This is a genomic window from Nocardia miyunensis NBRC 108239 (assembly GCF_001613065.1).
In the GTDB taxonomy this organism is placed as follows: Bacteria; Actinomycetota; Actinomycetes; order Mycobacteriales; family Mycobacteriaceae; genus Nocardia; species Nocardia miyunensis.
Genome location: NZ_BDBQ01000066.1, coordinates 39006 through 58175, shown reverse-complemented (window position 1 = coordinate 58175; position 19170 = coordinate 39006). Strand labels below are relative to the sequence as shown.

Below are 19170 nucleotides of genomic sequence, written 5' to 3'. Positions count from 1 at the left end.
CGAACATCCCAACATTAACCGAGTGGGGTGACCTGGTGCCGTACGAACGACGAGGCGCTGCCCACACCTGCGCTCAGCGGTTCAGGTCGGCCCGCAGTCGCGTTTCGTCGACGTCGAAATAGCTGTGCTCCCTGCCGTCGAGCAACACCACCGGTAGCCGGTCCCCGAATTCGGCGCGCAACCCGGGATCGGTCGCCGCGGCCTCGTCCACGTCGATGGTTCCCGGTTCGATGCCGAAATCTCCGCAAATCGAACGCAGTTGCTCCAATGCCACGGTGCACAGCCCGCATCCCGCCCGGGTCAACAACGTAACCGCATGTCGATCACTCATACGCCCATTAAAGCTGTCAGGATGCCTGTATACCCGCCCGCATCGGACACGCCAATGCCAAAGATACAGAGTGACTGAATTCACCGACTTTGTGCAGGGCTTCACAAGCGGTTACGGTGGTGGCACGCAAGCCGTCGCTTCCCCGCAGCGGAAGCACTCACAACCCCGATGGACGCCAGGCGGCGCTGGCCCCCGGTGTTGGCAGCGGAGAGCAACCGGAATACCTGACCCCGGCCGGACGAGGAGCCGAACGACGTGACAGAGCAGCATGAGACGCCCGAAGGCGTCTCCGGCAGGGCTCTGCGGTCGAATGCACCGTCCAGGGACATTCCGCAGGCTACGGTCACGCGATTGGCGACCTATCTCCGGGTCCTCGCCGTCCTCGCCGACGAGGGTGTGCTCATCGTATCGAGTGAGGAACTGGCTGTCGCGGCGGGTGTCGGTTCCGCGAAGCTCCGCAAGGACCTGTCCTTCCTCGGGCCCAACGGCGTGCGCGGCGTCGGCTACGACGTGGCGAAGTTGCGTGCTCGCATCGAGGATGTTCTCGGATTGTCCGAAGGACATCGGGTGATCCTGGTCGGGGCCGGAAATCTGGGCCGTGCGCTGGCCGGATACGGCGGCTTCCGGCGACGCGGATTCACCATGGTCGGCATCTTCGATCGGGATCCGCAGGTCATCGGCGCGACGATCGGCGGAGTGCCGGTGCGCGACGTCGCCGGACTGCACGATGCCGTCGCCGAACTCGAACCGACCATCGCGGTCGTCACCGTTCCGGATCCGGCCGCGCAGGCGGTCTGTGATCGACTGGTGGCCGCCGGGGTGCAGTGCATTCTGAGCTTCTCCCCGGTCGCGCTGGACGTGCCGCCGTCGGTGGAGGTGCGCCGGGTCGATCTGGCCGTGGAGATGCAGATGCTCTCGTTCGCGATACACACATCATCGTCCGCGATCCGCCCAGCGGGGGTCGTGGTTTCGGCAATGGAGCCAACCAGCCGCGGCGGGTCCGGGGGCGGCGCCCTGCGTAAGCACGCAGGGTCCTCGGACGCACCGCATATGAGTAACGGATCGGTGGTCGCGCAATGAGCATCCTTCTAGTCGGAATTTCGCATCGCAGTGCTCCGGTCGCGGTGCTGGAGAAGGTTGCCGTCACCGAGGACGACCGTCCCAAGCTGATGGACCGCATGCTGGAGTCTCAGCACGTCTCGGAGGCGATGATCGTCTCCACCTGCAACCGCGTGGAGGTCTACGCGGTGGTCGACGCCTTCCACGGCGGCCTGGCCGAAATCGGCGATCTGCTCGCCACGCACGCCGACATGCCGCTGCCGGAACTGACCCGGCACGCCTACGTCCGCTACAGCGAGGCCGCGGCGGAACATCTGTTCGCGGTGGCCAGCGGCCTGGACTCGATGGTGGTCGGCGAGCAGCAGGTGCTCAGCCAGATCCGTGCCGCCTACGCGGCCTCGGACGCACAGCAGGCCGCCGGGCGCACCCTGCACGAACTGGCGCAGAACGCGCTGCGGGTGGGCAAGCGGGTGCATTCGGAGACCGGGATCGACCGTGCGGGCGCGTCGGTGGTGTCGGTCGCGCTGGACCGGGCGCGCGCGGAAATCGGCGATCTGACCGGCCGCACGGCCGTGGTCGTCGGCGCGGGCGCGATGGGCGGGCTGTCGGTGGCGCATCTGGCGCGCGCCGGGATCGGCCACATCATCGTGGTGAACCGGACCCTCGAGCGCGCGCAGCGGCTGGCGAACACCGCTGTGAGCATGCACGGCGTCACGGCGACCGCGCAGGACCTCAGCGATCTGGTCGGCGCGCTGGCCGCCGCCGATATCGTCGTCACCAGCACCGGCGCGGTCGGCGCCGTGGTGACGCTGGCCGATGCGCATCGGGCGTTGCACATGGCCCCGGCCGGGCATCGGATGGTCGTCTGCGATCTGGGGCTGCCGCGCGATGTGGATCCGGCGGTGGCCGGATTGCCCGACGTCACCGTGATCGACATGGAGACGCTGCAGCATGATCCGGCGGCCGGTGCGGCCGCCGACGACACCTCCGCGGCGCGGGCCATCGTCGCCGAAGAACTCTCCAAATACCTTGCGAGCCAACGCGTTGCGGAGGTCACCCCGACGGTGGCGGCCCTGCGGCAGCGCGCGGCCGATGTGGTCGAGGCCGAGCTGATGCGGCTCGAGTCGCGGCTGCCGAGTCTGGCCGATCCCGAGCGCGCCGAGGTCGCGCGCACGGTGCGCCGGGTCGTCGACAAGTTGCTGCACGCGCCGACGGTGCGGGTCAAACAACTGGCCTCCGCGCCCGGCGGCGGCACCTACGCCGAAGCCCTGCGCGAACTGTTCGAACTCAAACCCGGTGCGGCACAAGCGGTTGCGGCGCCGATGGAGGTCGCCACTCTCGGCGAGGACCTCACTTCCGGTAATGAAGGGACACCAGCGTGACGGCTACCGATGCCATGGTGCACGAGAACGACACGACACGTCGGGGTACCGCCGACGCGCCGTGGCGGATCGGCACGCGCGGCAGCCTGTTGGCGCTCACCCAGGCCGGCACGGTCCGGGACGCGTTGATCGCGGGCGGACAGCAGGCCGAACTCGTCGTGGTGAAGACCGCCGGTGACAAATCCTCGGATCCGGTGGAGAAGATCGGCGTCGGGGTGTTCACCGCCGCGTTGCGCAACGAGCTGGCCCTGGGCACCGTCGACATCGCGGTGCACTCCTACAAGGATCTGCCCACCGCGCCGGACCCGCGTTTCGTCATCGCGGCGATCCCGCCGCGCGAGGATCCGCGCGATGCGCTCATCGCCCGCGACGGACTGGTCCTGGGCGAGTTGCCCGCCGGTTCCCGGATCGGCACGTCGGCCGCGCGCCGCGCGGCACAGCTGCGCGCGCTCGGGCTGGGTCTCGAGATCCTGCCGTTGCGCGGCAATATCGACACCAGAATTCGTAAGGTCGCCGACGGCGAACTCGACGCGGTGGTCATCGCGCGGGCCGGAGTCGCCCGCATCGGCCGCACCGACGAGATCACCGAATCGCTCGAGCCGGTGCAGATGCTGCCCGCCCCGGCGCAGGGCGCGCTCGCGGTCGAATGCCGCACCGGCGACCCGGATCTCGTGACCATCCTGTCCGCCCTGGACGATGCGGGTACTCGCGCGGCGATCACCGCCGAGCGGGGGTTGCTGGCCGAACTCGAGTCCGGTTGCATCGCCCCGATCGGGGCGTTGGCCGAGGTCGTCGAATCGCTCGACGACGACGGCCGGGTGGTCGAGGAACTGTCGCTGCGCGGTTGCGTGGCGGCGATCGACGGCTCGGACGTGCTCCGGGCATCGGCGGTCGGTTCGCCCGACGACGCCGAGGGACTCGGCCGCGCGCTGGCCCGTGAGCTGCTCGAGCTCGGGGCTCGTGAGCTGCTCGGTGCCGGCCGCGAGGCCGACACACCGCAGGCCGCTGGGGACGGCCGCGACACAGGAGCGGTGGATTCGCCGCACACAGACTTTCACCCATCCCAGCCAATGGAGAACGATAAATGAGCCGAGCCACTAAGAAGCATCCTGGTCGGATTCTCTTTGTCGGGTCCGGCCCCGGTGACCCGGCGCTGCTGACCGTTCGGGCGCGCGAGGTGCTCGACCGGGCGACGCTGGCGTTCACCGACCCCGATGTGGACAAGGGTGTGCTCGCCCTGATCGGTGTCGCGGTGGAGCCGAACCCGGACGGAGAGCGTCCGGTCGACGTGCGCCCGGCGCTGGGCGAACCCGCCGAGGTGGCCAAGACCCTGGTCGCGGAGGCACGCAACGGCCACGACGTGGTGCGGCTGGTGTCCGGTGATCCGCTGACCACCGATTCGGTGATCGCCGAGGTCAACGCGGTCACGCGCTCGCACATGGTGTTCGAGGTGCTGCCCGGTCTGCCGTCGGGTGCGACGGTGCCCGCCTACGCGGGGATCGCGCTGGGCTCGAGTCATACCGAGGTCGATGTGCGCGGCGAGGTGGACTGGGCCTCCGTCGCGGCCGCACCCGGCCCGCTGGTTCTGCACGCGACCTCCGGGCATCTGGCCGAGACGGCCAGCGCCCTGACCGAGCACGGCCTCGCGCCGCAGACTCCGGTCGCGGTGACCGTGCGCGGCACGACCCGTCAGCAGCGGACCATCGAGGCCACCCTGGCCACGCTGAACAGCGCCGCCTCCGAGTTGGTCGGGCCGCTGGTGGTCACGGTCGGCAAGGAGGTCGAGAAGCGGTCGAAGATGTCCTGGTGGGAGTCGCGCTCGCTGTACGGCTGGACGGTTCTGGTGCCGCGCACCAAGGAGCAGGCCGGCGAGATGAGCGAGAAGCTCGTCACGCACGGCGCCATTCCCATGGAGGTGCCGACCATCGCGGTCGAGCCGCCGCGCAGTCCCGCGCAGATGGAGCGCGCGGTCAAGGGGCTGGTCGACGGTCGTTATCAGTGGGTGGTGTTCACCTCCACGAACGCGGTGCGCGCGGTGTGGGAGAAGTTCGCCGAATTCGGTCTGGACGCGCGGGCGTTCTCCGGAGTGAAGATCGCCTGTGTCGGCGAGGCCACCGCGGAGCGGGTGCGTTCGTTCGGCATCAATCCGGAACTGGTGCCCAGCGGCGAGCAGTCCTCGGAAGGGCTGCTGGCCGACTTCCCGCCCTACGACGACGTTTTCGACCCGGTCAACCGGGTGCTGCTGCCGCGTGCGGACATCGCGACCGAAACCCTCGCCGAAGGTCTGCGCGACCGCGGCTGGGAGATCGACGACGTCACCGCGTACCGCACGGTGCGCGCCTCGCCGCCGCCCGCGGAGACCCGCGAGATGATCAAGACCGGCGGTTTCGACGCGGTCCTGTTCACCTCCTCCTCCACGGTGCGCAACCTGGTCGGCATCGCGGGCAAACCGCACGCCCGCACCATCGTCGCCTGCATCGGCCCCAAGACCGCCGAGACCGCCATCGAATTCGGCCTGCGCGTAGACGTGCAGCCCGAACTCGCCCAGGTCGGCCCGCTGGTCGAGGCCCTCGCCGAACACGCCGCCCACCTGCGCGCCGAGGGCCTGCTGCCCCCGCCGCGCAAGAAGAGCCGCCGCGGCAGGGCTTGAGTCCTCGGCCTCCGCTCCGCTTCGGCGGGTTCGCGTTGTCCAGGGGTGCTTGAACTGGGTGTGAGGCCGGCGTTGTCCAGGGGGCTTCTACCGGGCGTGAGGTAGGTGTTTGCCGAGTTCGAAACGGCTTGCGCCTCGGTGTGATTCACACTCGCGCCGGTGGATGAAGACGCGTCGGCTCGAGCGCGGACGGGGTGCCTCGGCGACGAGATGGGTCGTCGATCGGGAGGCCGAATGGCTTGTGCCCCGGCGCGGTCCGTACCTGCTTCCGTGGCCGGATGAGCGAATCGGCCCGGGACTGTGTGGCTCGGCCGCGGGACGTTGTCGATGGTGAGGCCGACATGTCTTGTGCCTCAACGCGATTCGGTTCCTGCCTCGGTTGGGCAGGTGTGAACCGCGTTGAGGAGTTGTGTCGGCGCTCGCTCATCGTGCCCATTCTCGAGCCGAAGCAGCTGCGGGAGCGGTCAGCGGCGGGTGCGCATGAGGTCTCGGACGAGGCGGCAGGTTTTGTCCGAGGGTGGGCGGATGCCTACGAGATCGGCTGTGCGGCGGATCTTTTCGTTGTCGGCGAGGTCGGCTCGGTAGACGCCGGAGTCCAGCAGGGCGATGGCCAGGCGCAGGGCCTTGAGGCGGCGGTTGTGGGTGACGTACCACGAGCGCGGGCGGCCCGCGGGCAGGCGGCGCTTGGCAAGCGGAACGTACGGCTGGTCGATGATGATCGGCGAATCTGTGGCCACGAGACCCTCCCCGGCTGTGGTGGAAACGAATGTCCGAGGGCTGTCCAGCTCTCGAACATGTCTTCGATTATAGCGTCCGCTACCGACAGAAACCGCCGTCGCGAGGTGGGCGATCGGCGGTTGGTCGGAGTGTGGGTCAGCGGCCGAGGACGCCGTCCAGCCAGTCGAAGGTGCGCTGGTGGAACAGGGCGGTCGCGCCCTCGTGGCAGTGTTCGCCGCCGCCTTCGTCCTCGCGGAAGACGATGAACTCCTTCGGGCAGGTCAGCGCCTCGAAGATCTGCTGTGGTTGTCCGGCGAAGAACTGGTCGTTCTCGGCCTCGAGTACCAGCGTCGGGCAGCTGATCCGATCCGCGATGCCCGCCATCGTGTAGCACTCGATCGCCTTCAGCAGCTCCTCGGGACCGGACACCCCGAATGTCCACAAACCATTGCGAACTGCCCAGCGCGCCTGGGTGTTCCGCGTCAGCAGCGCTTCCAGCCCGCCGGGCAGTTGTTCCGCCATCTCGCCGATGGCGGCGAACGGGGCATGGGAGTCGAAGACCCCGTCGTGCAGCACGCACGCGGCGATCCGATGCTCGAAGGCGGCGGCCCGCGCGGCGAGGTAGCCGCCCAGACTGGTGCCCACGAGCGCGAGCCGGTCCGCGTCCACCTCGGGCAGGCCGAGCGCGAAATCCACGGCGGGCGTGACCACGGCCTCCCAATCCGGCCGGAAGTACAGACCCTGATCCCGGACGGTGCTGCCCTGGCCGGGACCGTCGAACGCCAGGACGTGATAGCCGCGCCGCAGCGCGCCCGCGGCGATCGCGAAGTAGTCCTCCTCCAGCGTGGAGTCGAATCCGCCGTGGTAGAGCACGGTCGGACGCGGCTCGCCGGAATCGTCGGACAGGAACAGATAGCCGGGCAGGCTGGTGTCCTCGTAGGGGATCCGCACTCGACGGGCGGGCGTGTCCAGGAGCGCGGCGGCCTCGTCGAAGGTCTGCTGGGAAGCCCGTGCCAGACGCGCCGATTCGGTGTCGTGCGCGGGATCCTCACGCCGGTAGAAGTCGGCGGTCCGGTAGTAGTTCGACGCGCGCAGCAGCGCCTCCCGCGCGCTCACCCGATGACCGGCGGCCAGCGCGTCCCGGCCGATGCGCTCGACTCGCGCCGCCGTCGCGGCCCACTGCGCCGACCAGGCGGTCTCGTCACCCTCGGGTATCCCGCGGCAGGTCACCAGCACTTCGCCGAGTTCGGCGCCGCCGTAGGTCGCGTAGCCCGCGGCGCGCAATGCCTCGAAGGAGAAGGACTCGTCGTCGTAGAGGAATTTCATCGTCGAACACCTTCCTGTCAGGAACGAGACGGTTCCGTTCCATTAGGTACGAAGCTAGCACCGGATCCGAATGGAACGCAACGGTTCCGTCCTGGTTATTCTCGGTGCATGGCAAAGGAGACGACCGCGGCTCGGCCGGCAACCGGCGGCGCGGCCCTGCGGCAGCACGTCACCGACGCGATCACCGAGGCGACCTTCGCCGAACTCGCCGAGTCCGGCTATGCGCGGCTGTCCATGGAGGCGATCGCCCGCCGCGCCGGCGTCGGCAAGGCCGCGCTGTATCGACGCTGGCCGTCCAGGGAGGAGATGCTCACCGAGCTGATCCGCCAGGCCGTCCGCGACACCCTGCCCCCGATCCCGAACACCGGCGCCCTGCGCACCGATCTGCGCCGACTCCTGGACACCCTCCGCGGCCAACTGACGAATGCCACGGTCAGAAATATCGGCGCGGCCCTGTTCGCCGAGGCGCACCACAACGAAGCCCTCGCCGAAGTCCTGCACACCGCCGTGGCGGCCCCCCGCCGCGAGAACGTCCGCACCGTCCTGCGAGCCGCCATCGACCGCGGCGAACTGCCCGCCGACCTCGATCTCGAACTCGCCTCGGACCTGCTCATCGCCCCCCTGGGCTTCCGCGTCCTCGTCCTGTCCGGCGACAGCGACGACGCCTACCTCGAAACGCTCACCACCGCCCTCGAAGCCGCCCTGAAGGTCGCCGTACCCCGCTGACGTCCACCGATCGCTCTCGACCCGCGGCAGCGCCCCGGACGCAGCGCACAGCCTGCGCGCCTGTCCGCTCCGGCCGGCCGTCACATGGTCCGGACGCGTGCAGCATCCCGATCACGGGTTGGTACGCAGCCGTGCGGGGCGTACTGCTCCGCTCGGCGCCGTCGTCGCTTTCGTAAGGTGCGGCGTGAACGACGGAGCACTCCGCGGGCTGCTAGTGCTTCGCGATCATCCTCGAGGGCACCCATGCCCCGCAATGTCGTGCCCGACCGACCCGAGCACTCCGCAGGGGATAGCGCCGGTCGCGCTACCGGCGTCATCCGGCCTCCGGCGGCGGGTTGCCGGAGGTGGTCGGTTGGGATGCGGTCGTGTGCAATTCGTCATAGTCGTGGGCGCGTGCCGCATTCGGAGGGCCGGGTGCGCGGGTGCGGCGCCGGTCGTATCGGCCGGGAAGGCAGCCGGTGGTCAAGCGAATGTTCGGAGTTGCTCGGCGAGTGCCTGGTCACGGGTGTGGTGGTGGTCGTTCCGGGTGGCTCGCGAGGAGGGTCGGGCCGCTGCGGAGGCGGTGCGGCACAGGCCCGGACCGGGGCGTATCGTGCGATTCATGACCGGAATGGACCGCCCGCGGCGGTTGCGTCGTACCCCTGCTCTACGGCGTCTCGTAGCCGAAACCACACTTGAACCAAGGCATTTGGTGCTACCCATGTTCGTCGCCGACGGGCTGGACGAACCGCGCGAGATCGGCTCGATGCCGGGCGTGCATCAGCATTCGATGGATTCACTGCGCAAGGCGGCCGTGGCGGCGGTCTCCGCCGGGGTGGGCGGGCTGATGTTGTTCGGGGTGCCGCGTCCGCAGGACAAGGACGCGGTCGGCAGCCTCGCCAGCGATCCCGAGGGCATCCTGAACCGCGGCCTGCGCGCGCTGTCCGAGGAGGTCGGCGACGCGACGGTGGTCATGGCCGACACCTGCCTGGACGAATTCACCGATCACGGCCACTGCGGCGTGCTGTCCCCGGACGGCTCGGTCGACAACGACGCCACCCTGGACCGCTACGTCGAGATGGCGCTGGCCCAGGCCGAGGCGGGCGCGGATCTGCTCGGCACCAGCGGCATGATGGACGGCCAGGTCGGCGCGATCCGCGACGCCCTGGACGAGGCCGGGCGCATCGACACCGGCATCCTGGCCTACGCCGCGAAGTACGCTTCGGCGTTCTACGGCCCGTTCCGCGAGGCCGTGTCCTCCTCGTTGCAGGGCGATCGCCGTACCTACCAACAGGATTCGGCCAACCGCCGCGAGGCGATCCGCGAGCTGGAGCTGGATCTGGCCGAGGGCGCGGATCTGGTCATGGTCAAGCCCGCCATGTCCTACCTGGACATTCTCCGTGATGTTGCCGACCGTTCCACCGTCCCGGTGGCCGCGTACCAGATCTCCGGCGAGTACTCGATGATCACCGCCGCCGCCGCGAACGGCTGGATCGATCGCCGCGCGGCGGTCCTGGAATCGCTGATGGGCATTCGGCGGGCGGGCGCGGACATCGTGCTCACCTACTGGGCGACCGAAGTGGCGCACTGGCTGTCGTGAATCCGTGGACTCCGCCGGTCCCACCGGCTCCCGACCGGCCGATACCCGACGACGTTCGTACCGCGTCCCAATTATGGTGGGGTGCGGTCGTTTTGGGCGTGGTGCGACTTTTCGCCGGGATGTGGACGCGGTTCGAGCACCGGCACACGATCGCGAAGAACATCTACGATCAGCTGCACCCCCAGCAGCCCGAGACCCCGATGGCGACCTACGACCTGATGGTCACGGTGATGATCGTGCTGGGTGTGGTGTTCGGACTGGCCCTGGCGGCCGCGGCGCTGGCCGTCGTGCATCAGCTGCGCCGCGGGAAGCAGTGGGCGCGCACGCTGTTCGACGTGGCGGCCGTCGTGCTGGTGATCGGCGGGGTGAACTCGATGTTCGGGCTCGGCGCGATCTCCGGAACCGGCGAGATGCTCGCCGGCGCCGCTGCGATCCTGCAGGCCGTATTGGCCGCCGGAGCCGTATTCCTTTGCCGTCGAACGGAATCCAACGCCTACTTCAAGGTGAACGGAAATCGGTTGCCGCGATGAATTTGTCACCGGTGTGTCGGCATGTATGGTGAGGGTTGTCACAGACGACCTTGGAACCGGATGTCGTGGGTCGTGCGTTCCGCATCGGATCGCGCGAGACGTTCCGGAGAAGCGGAGGCAATGATGCGAGTGGTGATTCAACAGCCGCAGAGCCTTCGGCGCGACGTCGTGATGATGAGCCTGGTTCTCATCCTCGGTCTGCTCACTCTGGCCGTCCTGTTGCTGCCCGGTATGGTCGGCTGAATCGCTTCGCCTCATCTCGGAATCGTGCGGGCGAGCGCGACAGCCTGGAGGTTTCCGTGACCGATACCCGAGCCGCGGCCGATGTGCGGTTCGCCGAGCCCGGCGCGCGCTGGCGCACCGTCGCGTACGGTCCGCTGATCTGCCTGATCGTGCTGGTCCTGGAACTGGCGCTGGGGCACGGCCCGGTGCACTGGTTCGGCCTGCTCTTCTGCGCGGTACTGCTCGCCGGATTCGTCTCGTTGCAGGTCGTCGCGGGTAAGCGGCACGTCAGCGTGGAACTCACCGATACCTCGCTGCGCGAGGGCACCGAGACGTTGGAGCTGGAACGGATCGCCGCGATCTTTCCCGAGCACGACGAGGAGTCCTGGGAGGACGAGGACTGGCAGTCCGCGCGCGCCCTCGGGGAGTTGGCCGGTGTGCCGCGCAGGCGCAAGGGCATCGGGCTGAAACTGCGCGACGGCGGTCTGGTGCAGGCGTGGGCGCGCGATCATCGCCGTCTGCGCGAGGAGCTCAGCGCGGCGGTCGAAGGGCGCTCCGCGAACGACGGCTCGGAGCAGGCCGGTTCCAGGGCTGCGGGACCGGATGATTCCGGCCCGGAAGACGCGGACGACGAATTCGAAGGCACCGGCGACGGCAAGGAGGACGCTCGATGATGCACCGCCTGTGGCCGGTCCTGGACGTGGTCGTCCTGGTCTGCTGCCTCGCCGGGGTCGTGCCGGCCTGGCACGCCGGCATCGAATCGATTCCGTTCGCGGCGTCGGGTGATCTGCCCGCTTTCGAGGCGACCCGCTACGACGGCCCATGGCTCGGGCTCGCCGCGCTACTGGTCGTAGCGGCCGGACTGGCCCTCATCGATCTGGTCGCACGGTCTGTGGACCGTCCGGCGCGGAAAGGCCGACCGGGGGGCGCAGGGCCCGCGGCCGAGCGGATATAGAGGTTCGAGGCCAACTTTCGGCTATTGGTGGTAACTCGGTGATTCGCGGGAACACTGAAGGTATGCCCCGCACGTATCCCGTGCAGCGAAGAGTCGTCGTGACGCTGGCCGTCGCCATCATCGCACTGGTCACCGTGGCCTTGGACGTGCTCACGGCGATGGATGCCGGCCCGGCACCGGAACCGGTGACCCACTCGCGTCTGGTCGACGGGCTTCCGGGGCCGGTGAGTTGCCTGGTGTCGACCGGATTCTCGCTGTCGTGCCTGCGGCCCTCACACTGGTAGCGGGTCAGTTCCAGTGCTCGTAGATGTCGAGCACGCGGGGGCCGTGTGTGCCGGGGGCGTCGAGGTAGACGACCACGTTCCCGTTCGGATGCGCGGCCGATTCGAGCAGCAGTTCGCGCGGTGAGGCGTGTACGCCGCCGTGCTGGTCGCGGTAGATCTGGCTGCCCGGATGCAGGCCCGCACCCATTCGGTTCAGCGGGACGACCCTGCTCACCAGCGCCGGAACCGGACCTTCCGCCAGGGCGGCGGTCTCCTCGTGCGACAGGCTGATCCCGATGCGTCCCTGGTCGGGCTGGGCGACGAGGGCGCCCGCCGACGCCTCGGTCGCGGCACAGGTCAGTGCGGCGCCTACGAGGGCGGTCAGGCTGGCGCCGATGAACAACGTTCGCATGAATCTCTCCCGGCCGGATTGCGGATGATGGACCGGACCGAGGGTACGCAGTGGCAATCATCGAGCGATCGAATTGAGCTCGAACGGCACTCCGGCGTGTTGCGGTGAATCCGGACATACGGTGTGGGGTGGCTCACCCCACTACACCCTGTCGTCGACCGGTGCGGACCGGGCTGCGACACTGGAGGCCGTGAGTTCTTCTCCGGCCTCCGCGCACCTGTTCGATCGCGCCGCCGCGATCATTCCCGGTGGCGTGAATTCGCCTGTGCGAGCGTTCCATTCGGTCGGCGGTACGCCGCGGTTCATCACCTCCGCGCGCGGGTGCACGCTCACCGACGCCGACGGCGCCGAATATGTGGACCTGGTGTGTTCGTGGGGGCCGATGATTCTCGGCCATGCGCATCCGGCCGTCGTGGAGGCGGTGCGGAAGGTCGCGGTCGACGGATTGTCCTTCGGCGCGCCGACCGAGGCGGAGATCGAACTGGCCGAGGAGATCGCCGCGCGGGTCGAGCCCGTGGAACGGGTGCGGCTGGTCAATTCCGGTACCGAGGCCACCATGAGCGCGGTGCGGCTGGCCCGCGGGTTCACCGGCCGCAGCAAGATCATCAAATTCGCCGGTTGCTATCACGGGCACGTCGACGCGCTGCTGGCCGACGCGGGCTCGGGCGTCGCGACGCTGGGTCTGCCGACCTCGCCGGGCGTCACCGGCGCGCAGGCGGCCGACACGATCGTGGTGCCCTACAACGACCTGGACGCGGTGGCCGCCGCGTTCGCCGCGAATCCCGGCCAGATCGCGTGCGTCATCACCGAGGCCGCGGCGGGCAATATGGGCACGGTCGCCCCGCAGCCCGGTTACAACGCGGGCCTGCGGCGGCTGACCTCCGAGAACGGCGCGCTGCTGATCATGGACGAGGTGATGACCGGATTCCGGGTGAGCCGGTCCGGATGGTTCGGTCGCGACGGCGTCGCGGGTGATCTGTACACCTTCGGCAAGGTGATGAGCGGTGGCCTGCCCGCCGCGGCGTTCGGCGGTCGCGCCGAGGTGATGAACCGGCTCGCGCCGATCGGGCCCGTCTATCAGGCCGGGACGTTGTCGGGTAATCCCGTCGCGGTGGCGGCCGGGCTCGCCTCGCTGCGCGCGTCCGACGCGGATGTCTACGCGGCCCTGGATCGCAACGCCGAACGACTCGGCGCGCTGATGAGTAGCGCACTCGATACGGCGGGGCTCGCTCATCAAGTGCAATTCGCGGGCAATATGGTGAGCGTGTTCTTCGCCGACCATCCGGTTACCGACTACGCCGCCGCGAAGGCCAGCCAGACCTGGCGTTTCCCGGCATTCTTCCACGCTCTGCTCGATCGCGGCGTCTACGCGCCGCCGAGCCCGTTCGAGACGTGGTTCGTCTCCGCCGCGCTCGACGAGGACGCATTCGACCGCATCGCCGCCGCCCTGCCCGCCGCCGCCGCGGCCGCGGCGGCCGCCACACCCGAAGGATCCGACGCGTGAACGAGCGCACCGAGACACCCGACACACCGCAGGACGCGACGTTCGAGGCGGTGCGGGACACCGTGCCCGACGGCGTGTCCGAGGAGAACACACCGCTGCCCGACGACGTCGCGGACACCGAGACGATCGTGCACGTGATGCGGCACGGTGAGGTGCACAACCCGAAGGGCATCCTCTACGGCCGCCTACCCGGCTTCGGCTTGTCGGTGACGGGCCGGTCCCAGGCCGCGGCGGTCGGCCGCGCGCTCGCCGATCACGACATCACGCTGGTGGTGGCCTCCCCGCTGCAACGCGCGCAGGAGACCGCCGGTGCGATCGCCGGTGCGCATGAGCTGATCGTGCGCACCGACGACAACCTGATCGAGGCGGGCAACACCTTCGAGGGCCTGCGCGTCTCGGTCGGCGACGGCGCACTGCGCAAGCCCCGGCACTGGTGGAAGCTGCGCGACCCGTTCACTCCCTCCTGGGGTGAGCCGTATCTGCAGATCGCGCACCGCATGCTGGCCGCGGTGAACAAGGCCCGCGTGGAGGCCGCCGGTCACGAGGCCGTCGTGGTCTCCCATCAGCTTCCGGTGTGGACCCTGCGCCGCTTCCTCGAGGGCAAGCGCCTCTGGCACGACCCCCGCAACCGCCAGTGCTCCCTCGCTTCTCTGACATCCCTTGTCTACCAAGGGGATACGCTGATCGACATCGTCTACTCCGAACCTGCGGGGGAATCGGATCCGCGGGTGACCGGGGCGTGAACGGCTCGACACCCGACAGAACCGGTGGGCACGACGCTCGATCCGGCGTTAGCGCGCGGCATGACGGCAAGCTTGCGTCGGGGGAAGTAGCGCACGGAAAGCCCTGTGCGCCAGAGCAATCCGGGGAGCGTCGGGTCGTCGAGCGCTTCGGTGGCAGTCGCCCGACCGGTGGTTCCGGTGAGCGTCGCCTGCTCGGCCGTTCGGCTGTGCGTTGCGAATCGAGCCGTGCGCGTGAACGTCGGATGCCCGCAGGAGCTGGGCGATTCCGTCTACGGCGCGCGATCAGGATGCGTAAGCCCGCGCGGATCGTGGTTCCGGTGCTGATCGCCTGTGCTGCGCTGGTGGCGGCACTTGCGGGGTGTTCGACCGGTAGTGATGCGGTGGCGCAGGGTGGGACGTTCCAGTTCGTCTCGCCCGGGGGGAAGACCGATATCTTCTACGACCCGGCGGCGAAGCGGGGGACGATCGGGAAGCTGTCGGGGCCGAATCTGCTGACGAATAAGACCATTTCGGTGAATGATTTCCCGAATCAGGTTGTGGTGCTGAATATCTGGGGGCAGTGGTGCGGGCCCTGCCGGACGGAGTCGCCCGAGCTGGAGAAGGTGTACGAGCAGTCGAAGGCGCGGGGAGTCGCCTTCCTGGGGATCAATGTGCGTGATCCGGAACAGGACAAGGCGCAGGATTTCGTCGACACCAATCACATCGAATATCCATCGATCTACGACCCGGAATTCCGCAGTCTGCTGGCCCTGGGCGGGAAGTTCCCGACCAGCGTCATCCCCACCACGCTGGTGCTGGATCGGCAGCATCGGGTGGCCGCGGTCTTCCTGCGCTCGCTGCTGGCCAGTGATCTGCAGCCGGTCGTGGACCGCCTCGCCGCGGAGAGTGCGCAGTGACACGCGCGGAGTGTTCGTGGTCCGGGCGTAGCGCGGGTGGCCGGGGTGCTCGAGGTCGGTCGACATGCATGTGAGTGTGCTTGCGTCGGTAGGGGATTCGTTCCAGCAGACCGCCGCATCCGGTCCGTTGCTGCTGGCCCTGGGCGCATGTCTGCTCGCGGGCCTGGTGTCGTTCGCCTCGCCGTGCGTGGTGCCGCTGGTGCCGGGATATCTGTCCTATCTGGCCGGTCTGGTCGGTGCGGAAGCGCCGCCGGTGACCGTGTCGCAGGCCCGGGAGACCAAGCGCGCCGACACCGCGACGCTCGACAAGTCCGGCCGGATGCGCGTGGCGGGCGCGGCGGGTCTGTTCGTCGCGGGATTCACCGTCGTGTTCGTGCTGGCCTCGGTGACGGTGTTCGGCGTCATCCAGACCCTGAACGTGAATCGTGAACTGCTGCAACGTCTCGGCGGCGTGGTGACTGTCGTGATGGGTCTGGTGTTCCTGGGCCTGGTTCCGGCATTGCAGCGGGACACCCGGATGCATCCGCGGCGGTTGACCGGTCTGGTCGGCGCGCCGCTGCTGGGCGCGGTGTTCGCCCTGGGCTGGACGCCCTGTCTCGGCCCGACCCTGTCCGGCGTGATGGCCGTATCGGCGGGCACCGAGGGCACTACCGCCGTGCGCGGCGTGGTGCTGATCGTGGCCTACTGCCTGGGCCTGGGGCTGCCGTTCGTGATCCTGGCGTTCGGGTCGGCCAGCGCGTTGCGCGGGGTCGGCTGGCTGCGTCGCCATTCGCGCACCATTCAGGTGATCGGCGGAATTCTGCTGGTCGCCGTCGGTATCGCGCTGGTGACCGGTATGTGGGACCAATTCGTGGGGTGGGTCCGCAATGTGTTCGTATCCCAAGTGACTCTCCCGATCTGACTATGACTGCAACCATGACGGCCCCCGAGGCCCCCGCCCGCCCCCCGCGCCAGTCCCCGCTGCGCAGGGTTCTCGCGATCATCCGCAACACCTGGCGCGGGCTGACCAGTATGCGCACCGCGCTGATGCTGCTGTTCCTGCTGGCGCTCGCGGCGATTCCCGGCGCCCTGCTGCCGCAGCGCAGCCTGAACGCGCAGAAGGTTGACAAATACATCGCCGACCGGCCCACCCTCGGACATCTGATGGACCGGGTGCAGCTGTTCGACGTGTTCTCCAGCTTCTGGTTCACGGCGATCTACGCGCTGCTGTTCATCTCGTTGATCGGCTGCATCGTGCCGCGGGTGTTCGACCACTACAAGGCGTTGCGCACGCCGCCGGTCCCCGCGCCGCGTCGGCTGTCCCGGTTGCCGCACCACTATTCGGCGAACGTCGAGCAGAATCCGGAAGAGGTTGTCGCCCAGGCGCGTAAGCAGTTGCGCGGCTGGCGAGTGATCGAGCGTTCCTCCGATGACGGCACAGAGGTGACGTTGTCGGCGGAGAAGGGCTATTTCCGCGAATTCGGCAATCTGGTCTTCCATCTGGCGCTGGTCGGTCTGCTGGTGGCGATCGCGGTCGGCAAGATGTTCGGCTACGAGGGCAACGTCATCGTCATCGCCGACGGCGGTCCCGGATTCTGCACGAGTTCGATCTCGGCCTTCGATTCGTTCCGCGCGGGCAATCTCATCGATGGCACCGGGCTGACTCCACTGTGCGTGCGCGTCAAGGATTTCCGGGCCGACTATCTGCCCAACGGCGAGGCACAGATGTTCACCGCGGACATCTCGTATCAGACCGCGCGGGACTTCGCGGACAACCGCTGGCGGGACACGACCGTGCAGGTGAACCATCCGCTGCGCGTCGAGGGCGACCGGGTGTATGTGCAGGGCCACGGTTACGCGCCGACGTTCACCGTCACCTATCCCAACGGGCAGACCCGCACCCAGTCGGTGCAGTGGGAGCCCACGGGCGACGCGACGTTCCTGTCCAGCGGTGTGATGCGGTTCGATCCGCCCGGCGGGATGTATCCGTCCGAGGCGGACAACCGAAAGAATCAGATCGCCATCGAGGGTCTGTTCGCGCCGACCGCGTTCATGCACGGAACCCTGCTGAGCTCGTCGTATCCGGCGCTGACCGATCCCGCGGTGGCCATCGATATCTATCGCGGCGAGACGGGCCTGGACACCGGTCGCAGTCAGTCGGTGTTCTCGCTGGATCCGGAGATGATCAAACAGGGCCGCCTGGTCAAGCAGAATCGGGTGAATCTGAAGCCCGGTGAATCCGCGACGCTGTCCGACGGGACGAAGGTGACCTTCGACGGGGCGAAACAGTGGGCGAATCTGCAGGTCTCGCACGATCCCGCGCAGCAGTGGGTGCTGGTGTGCGCGGTCACGATGATGGCCGGGCTGTTGGTGTCGCTGTTGGTCAAACGCCGCCGCATCTGGTTGCGCGCGTATCCGGAGGATCTGCCCGACGAGCGGGACCCGGAGGAGACCACGACGGACAAACGACGTACCGTAGTAGAAATGGGCGGTCTGGCCCGTACCGACCAGGCCGGATGGGGTGGTGAGTTCGACCGCCTGCGCGTCCGTCTGCTGGGCGGGTCGCCGACCGAGAGTACGGGAGAGTAGCAATGCCGATCGACGAGAACATCGCCTCCTACAGCGATCTCGCGTTCAAGTCGGCGATCGTGGTGTACGTCCTGGTCTTCGTGATGCTGCTGGTGCAGTACGCGATGGCCTACACCCGCAAGGCCGAGCAGCGCGAACTTGTCGCGGTGGGCGCGAATTCGACCGGGTCGCCGCAGGGGCCGGGCCGGATCACCGAACCCGCCGGCAAACCGGCATCCGAGCGGATCGGCAATATGGCCTTCGCCGTGCTGTACGTCGCGCTCGGCTTGCACATCATCTCGATCGTGTTGCGCGGCTTCGCAACTCATCGTTTCCCGCTCGGCAACATGTACGAGTTCGTGACGATGGCGACCGGTGCGGCCGTCACGTTGGGCGTGGTGCTGCTGCGGCACGAACGGTATCGCGGGATGTGGGCGTTCCTGCTGGTTCCGGTGCTGATCCTGATGTTCCTGGCCGGGACCGTGCTGTATGCGGATGCGGCCCCGGTGGTTCCGGCGCTCAAGTCCTACTGGCTGCCCATTCACGTGACGGTCGTCAGCATCGGCAGCGGCGTCTTCCTGGTCGCGGGCGTATCCAGCCTGCTGTTCCTGCTGCGCCTGGTCCAGCCCGCGGGTGAGGAGTCCGACAACATCCTCGGCGCGATCGCTCGCCGTCTCCCCGACGCCCGCGCCCTCGACCGCCTCGCCTACCGAACCACCATCATCGGCTTCCCGATCTTCGGCACCGGCATCATCCTCGGCGCCATCTGGGCCGAATCCGCCTGGGGCCGCTTCTGGGGCTGGGACCCCAAGGAAACCGTCTCCTTCATTGCCTGGGTCATCTACGCCGCTTACCTCCACGCCCGAGCCACCTCGGGTTGGCGAGAAACCAAAGCCGCCTGGATCAACATCGCGGGGTTCGTCGCAATGTTGTTCAACCTTTTCATCATCAACATCGTGGTGAGCGGGCTGCACTCGTACGCGGGGCTGAACTGAGCTAGGACACCCGCCCGTGGAGCATTCTCTCGGCTTCGCGTAGGCGCTTCGGATAGCGGCCTTCTAGGCGCGAGAGACCGTAGCGCCGTGGTGGCATTGGAATTCGCCTCGGCGCGGCAGGCCTCCAAGTTTCACTGCTCGGTGCAGAACTGGTTGAGCCGGTCCACGGCCTGAGCTTCGGTCATGTTCTCGATCTCTTCTGGCGTGAGGTTCACCAGCCGCATCAGTTTCTCGGCGACGCCGAGTGTGGCTGGTACCCGAGTAGCGGTTCGGCTGTATCTGACGCGGGTCACGGCCGCTCCGATCGCGACCCCTTCGGTCAACCTGCGCGGA

The 19170-nt window shown here is 68.3% G+C and carries 21 protein-coding genes; 16 read left to right on the top strand and 5 right to left on the bottom strand.

Annotated elements, in window-relative coordinates:
* Window positions 1-73: 73 nt before the first annotated feature.
* Window positions 74-331, bottom strand: a complete 258-nt coding sequence (locus NM2_RS28340; RefSeq protein ID WP_067674731.1) for a glutaredoxin family protein — start codon at window positions 329-331, stop codon at window positions 74-76.
* A gap of 255 nt (window positions 332-586) precedes the next feature.
* On the opposite strand from NM2_RS28340, the gene NM2_RS28335 reads away from it, so the two are divergent.
* The 4 genes from NM2_RS28335 to NM2_RS28320 are packed head-to-tail and all read left to right on the top strand — an operon-like array spanning window position 587 to window position 5422.
* A complete protein-coding gene (locus tag NM2_RS28335) occupies window positions 587-1411 on the top strand; it encodes a redox-sensing transcriptional repressor Rex (protein WP_084531635.1) in 825 nt (274 codons plus the stop codon).
* On the top strand, window positions 1408-2772 hold the full coding sequence (locus tag NM2_RS28330; protein ID WP_067674729.1) for a glutamyl-tRNA reductase: 1365 nt from the start codon (window positions 1408-1410) through the stop codon (window positions 2770-2772). Before NM2_RS28335 ends, NM2_RS28330 begins: the two co-directional genes overlap by 4 nt.
* 14 nt (window positions 2773-2786) lie before the next feature.
* On the top strand, window positions 2787-3860 hold the full coding sequence (gene hemC / locus NM2_RS28325) for a hydroxymethylbilane synthase (RefSeq protein WP_067674726.1): 1074 nt from the start codon (window positions 2787-2789) through the stop codon (window positions 3858-3860).
* Complete coding sequence (locus NM2_RS28320) at window positions 3857-5422, top strand: bifunctional uroporphyrinogen-III C-methyltransferase/uroporphyrinogen-III synthase (protein WP_067674724.1); 1566 nt, start codon at window positions 3857-3859, stop codon at window positions 5420-5422. Before hemC ends, NM2_RS28320 begins: the two co-directional genes overlap by 4 nt.
* A 464-nt stretch (window positions 5423-5886) precedes the next feature.
* On the opposite strand, the gene NM2_RS28315 is transcribed toward NM2_RS28320, so the two are convergent.
* Together NM2_RS28315 and NM2_RS28310 are read right to left on the bottom strand one after the other, a co-directional pair.
* Window positions 5887-6159, bottom strand: coding sequence for a hypothetical protein (locus tag NM2_RS28315; protein WP_067674723.1), 273 nt, complete (start codon window positions 6157-6159; stop codon window positions 5887-5889).
* A 136-nt stretch (window positions 6160-6295) separates the two neighbouring features.
* Entirely contained in the window at window positions 6296-7465 is a 1170-nt protein-coding gene (locus NM2_RS28310) for an alpha/beta hydrolase family protein (RefSeq protein ID WP_067674719.1), read from the bottom strand.
* Between the two features lie 108 nt (window positions 7466-7573).
* On the opposite strand from NM2_RS28310, the gene NM2_RS28305 reads away from it, so the two are divergent.
* The 6 genes from NM2_RS28305 (at window position 7574) to NM2_RS28275 (ending at window position 11761) form a co-directional block, all read left to right on the top strand.
* The gene (locus tag NM2_RS28305) at window positions 7574-8191 is read left to right on the top strand and encodes a TetR/AcrR family transcriptional regulator (RefSeq protein WP_067674716.1); all 618 of its coding nucleotides are present in this window, start codon (window positions 7574-7576) and stop codon (window positions 8189-8191) included.
* Window positions 8192-8792: 601 nt separating this feature from the next.
* Window positions 8793-9770 (top strand): porphobilinogen synthase, encoded by a 978-nt coding sequence (gene hemB, locus NM2_RS28300; RefSeq protein ID WP_067674797.1) that lies wholly within the window; start codon window positions 8793-8795, stop codon window positions 9768-9770.
* Window positions 9767-10300 (top strand): hypothetical protein, encoded by a 534-nt coding sequence (locus NM2_RS28295; protein WP_067674712.1) that lies wholly within the window; start codon window positions 9767-9769, stop codon window positions 10298-10300. Before hemB ends, NM2_RS28295 begins: the two co-directional genes overlap by 4 nt.
* A gap of 299 nt (window positions 10301-10599) precedes the next feature.
* Window positions 10600-11196 carry a transport-regulating membrane protein Mce1N gene (gene mce1N, locus NM2_RS28285; RefSeq protein WP_245718257.1) on the top strand — a complete coding sequence of 199 codons (597 nt, stop codon included), beginning with the start codon at window positions 10600-10602 and terminating at the stop codon, window positions 11194-11196.
* Entirely contained in the window at window positions 11193-11477 is a 285-nt protein-coding gene (locus NM2_RS28280; protein ID WP_067674706.1) for a hypothetical protein, read from the top strand. The genes mce1N and NM2_RS28280 overlap by 4 nt, the downstream gene beginning before the upstream one ends.
* Before the next feature lie 62 nt (window positions 11478-11539).
* A complete protein-coding gene (locus NM2_RS28275; protein WP_067674703.1) occupies window positions 11540-11761 on the top strand; it encodes a hypothetical protein in 222 nt (73 codons plus the stop codon).
* 4 nt (window positions 11762-11765) lie between these two features.
* Here NM2_RS28275 and NM2_RS28270 read toward each other — a convergent pair whose 3' ends face one another.
* Window positions 11766-12152, bottom strand: a complete 387-nt coding sequence (locus tag NM2_RS28270; RefSeq protein WP_245718256.1) for a hypothetical protein — start codon at window positions 12150-12152, stop codon at window positions 11766-11768.
* A gap of 181 nt (window positions 12153-12333) precedes the next feature.
* On the opposite strand from NM2_RS28270, the gene hemL reads away from it, so the two are divergent.
* The 6 genes from hemL to ccsB all read left to right on the top strand — a co-directional run bounded on the left by hemL (window position 12334) and on the right by ccsB (window position 18837).
* Window positions 12334-13656: a glutamate-1-semialdehyde 2,1-aminomutase gene (gene hemL / locus NM2_RS28265; protein WP_067674791.1), complete on the top strand. Its 1323-nt coding sequence runs from the start codon at window positions 12334-12336 to the stop codon at window positions 13654-13656.
* A 137-nt stretch (window positions 13657-13793) separates the two neighbouring features.
* A complete protein-coding gene (locus NM2_RS28260; RefSeq protein ID WP_157121358.1) occupies window positions 13794-14399 on the top strand; it encodes a histidine phosphatase family protein in 606 nt (201 codons plus the stop codon).
* Between the two features lie 287 nt (window positions 14400-14686).
* Window positions 14687-15295, top strand: a complete 609-nt coding sequence (locus tag NM2_RS28255; protein WP_067674700.1) for a TlpA disulfide reductase family protein — start codon at window positions 14687-14689, stop codon at window positions 15293-15295.
* 64 nt (window positions 15296-15359) lie between these two features.
* Window positions 15360-16196 carry a cytochrome c biogenesis CcdA family protein gene (locus NM2_RS28250; RefSeq protein WP_067674694.1) on the top strand — a complete coding sequence of 279 codons (837 nt, stop codon included), beginning with the start codon at window positions 15360-15362 and terminating at the stop codon, window positions 16194-16196.
* Window positions 16197-16210: 14 nt separating this feature from the next.
* Window positions 16211-17863 (top strand): cytochrome c biogenesis protein ResB, encoded by a 1653-nt coding sequence (locus NM2_RS28245; RefSeq protein WP_067674785.1) that lies wholly within the window; start codon window positions 16211-16213, stop codon window positions 17861-17863.
* 2 nt (window positions 17864-17865) lie between these two features.
* Window positions 17866-18837 carry a c-type cytochrome biogenesis protein CcsB gene (ccsB, locus tag NM2_RS28240; protein WP_067674692.1) on the top strand — a complete coding sequence of 324 codons (972 nt, stop codon included), beginning with the start codon at window positions 17866-17868 and terminating at the stop codon, window positions 18835-18837.
* Window positions 18838-18968: 131 nt separating this feature from the next.
* Here the strand turns inward: ccsB and NM2_RS28235 are convergent, their stop codons facing one another.
* On the bottom strand, window positions 18969-19130 hold the full coding sequence (locus NM2_RS28235) for a hypothetical protein (RefSeq protein WP_157121352.1): 162 nt from the start codon (window positions 19128-19130) through the stop codon (window positions 18969-18971).
* Window positions 19131-19170 lie beyond the last annotated feature (40 nt).

Bases quoted from the DNA above. Each gene is read 5' to 3' on its own strand.
- NM2_RS28340 (WP_067674731.1), bottom strand. From the start codon at position 331: ATGAGTGATCGACATGCGGTTACGTTGTTGACCCGGGCGGGATGCGGG.
- NM2_RS28330 (WP_067674729.1), top strand. From the start codon at position 1,408: ATGAGCATCCTTCTAGTCGGAATTTCGCATCGCAGTGCTCCGGTCGCG.
- hemC (WP_067674726.1), top strand. From the start codon at position 2,787: ATGGTGCACGAGAACGACACGACACGTCGGGGTACCGCCGACGCGCCG.
- NM2_RS28320 (WP_067674724.1), top strand. From the start codon at position 3,857: ATGAGCCGAGCCACTAAGAAGCATCCTGGTCGGATTCTCTTTGTCGGG.
- NM2_RS28310 (WP_067674719.1), bottom strand. From the start codon at position 7,465: ATGAAATTCCTCTACGACGACGAGTCCTTCTCCTTCGAGGCATTGCGC.
- NM2_RS28305 (WP_067674716.1), top strand. From the start codon at position 7,574: ATGGCAAAGGAGACGACCGCGGCTCGGCCGGCAACCGGCGGCGCGGCC.
- hemB (WP_067674797.1), top strand. From the start codon at position 8,793: ATGACCGGAATGGACCGCCCGCGGCGGTTGCGTCGTACCCCTGCTCTA.
- NM2_RS28280 (WP_067674706.1), top strand. From the start codon at position 11,193: ATGATGCACCGCCTGTGGCCGGTCCTGGACGTGGTCGTCCTGGTCTGC.
- NM2_RS28275 (WP_067674703.1), top strand. From the start codon at position 11,540: ATGCCCCGCACGTATCCCGTGCAGCGAAGAGTCGTCGTGACGCTGGCC.
- NM2_RS28270 (WP_245718256.1), bottom strand. From the start codon at position 12,152: ATGCGAACGTTGTTCATCGGCGCCAGCCTGACCGCCCTCGTAGGCGCC.
- NM2_RS28260 (WP_157121358.1), top strand. From the start codon at position 13,794: ATGCGGCACGGTGAGGTGCACAACCCGAAGGGCATCCTCTACGGCCGC.
- NM2_RS28255 (WP_067674700.1), top strand. From the start codon at position 14,687: ATGCGTAAGCCCGCGCGGATCGTGGTTCCGGTGCTGATCGCCTGTGCT.
- NM2_RS28250 (WP_067674694.1), top strand. From the start codon at position 15,360: ATGCATGTGAGTGTGCTTGCGTCGGTAGGGGATTCGTTCCAGCAGACC.
- NM2_RS28245 (WP_067674785.1), top strand. From the start codon at position 16,211: ATGACGGCCCCCGAGGCCCCCGCCCGCCCCCCGCGCCAGTCCCCGCTG.
- ccsB (WP_067674692.1), top strand. From the start codon at position 17,866: ATGCCGATCGACGAGAACATCGCCTCCTACAGCGATCTCGCGTTCAAG.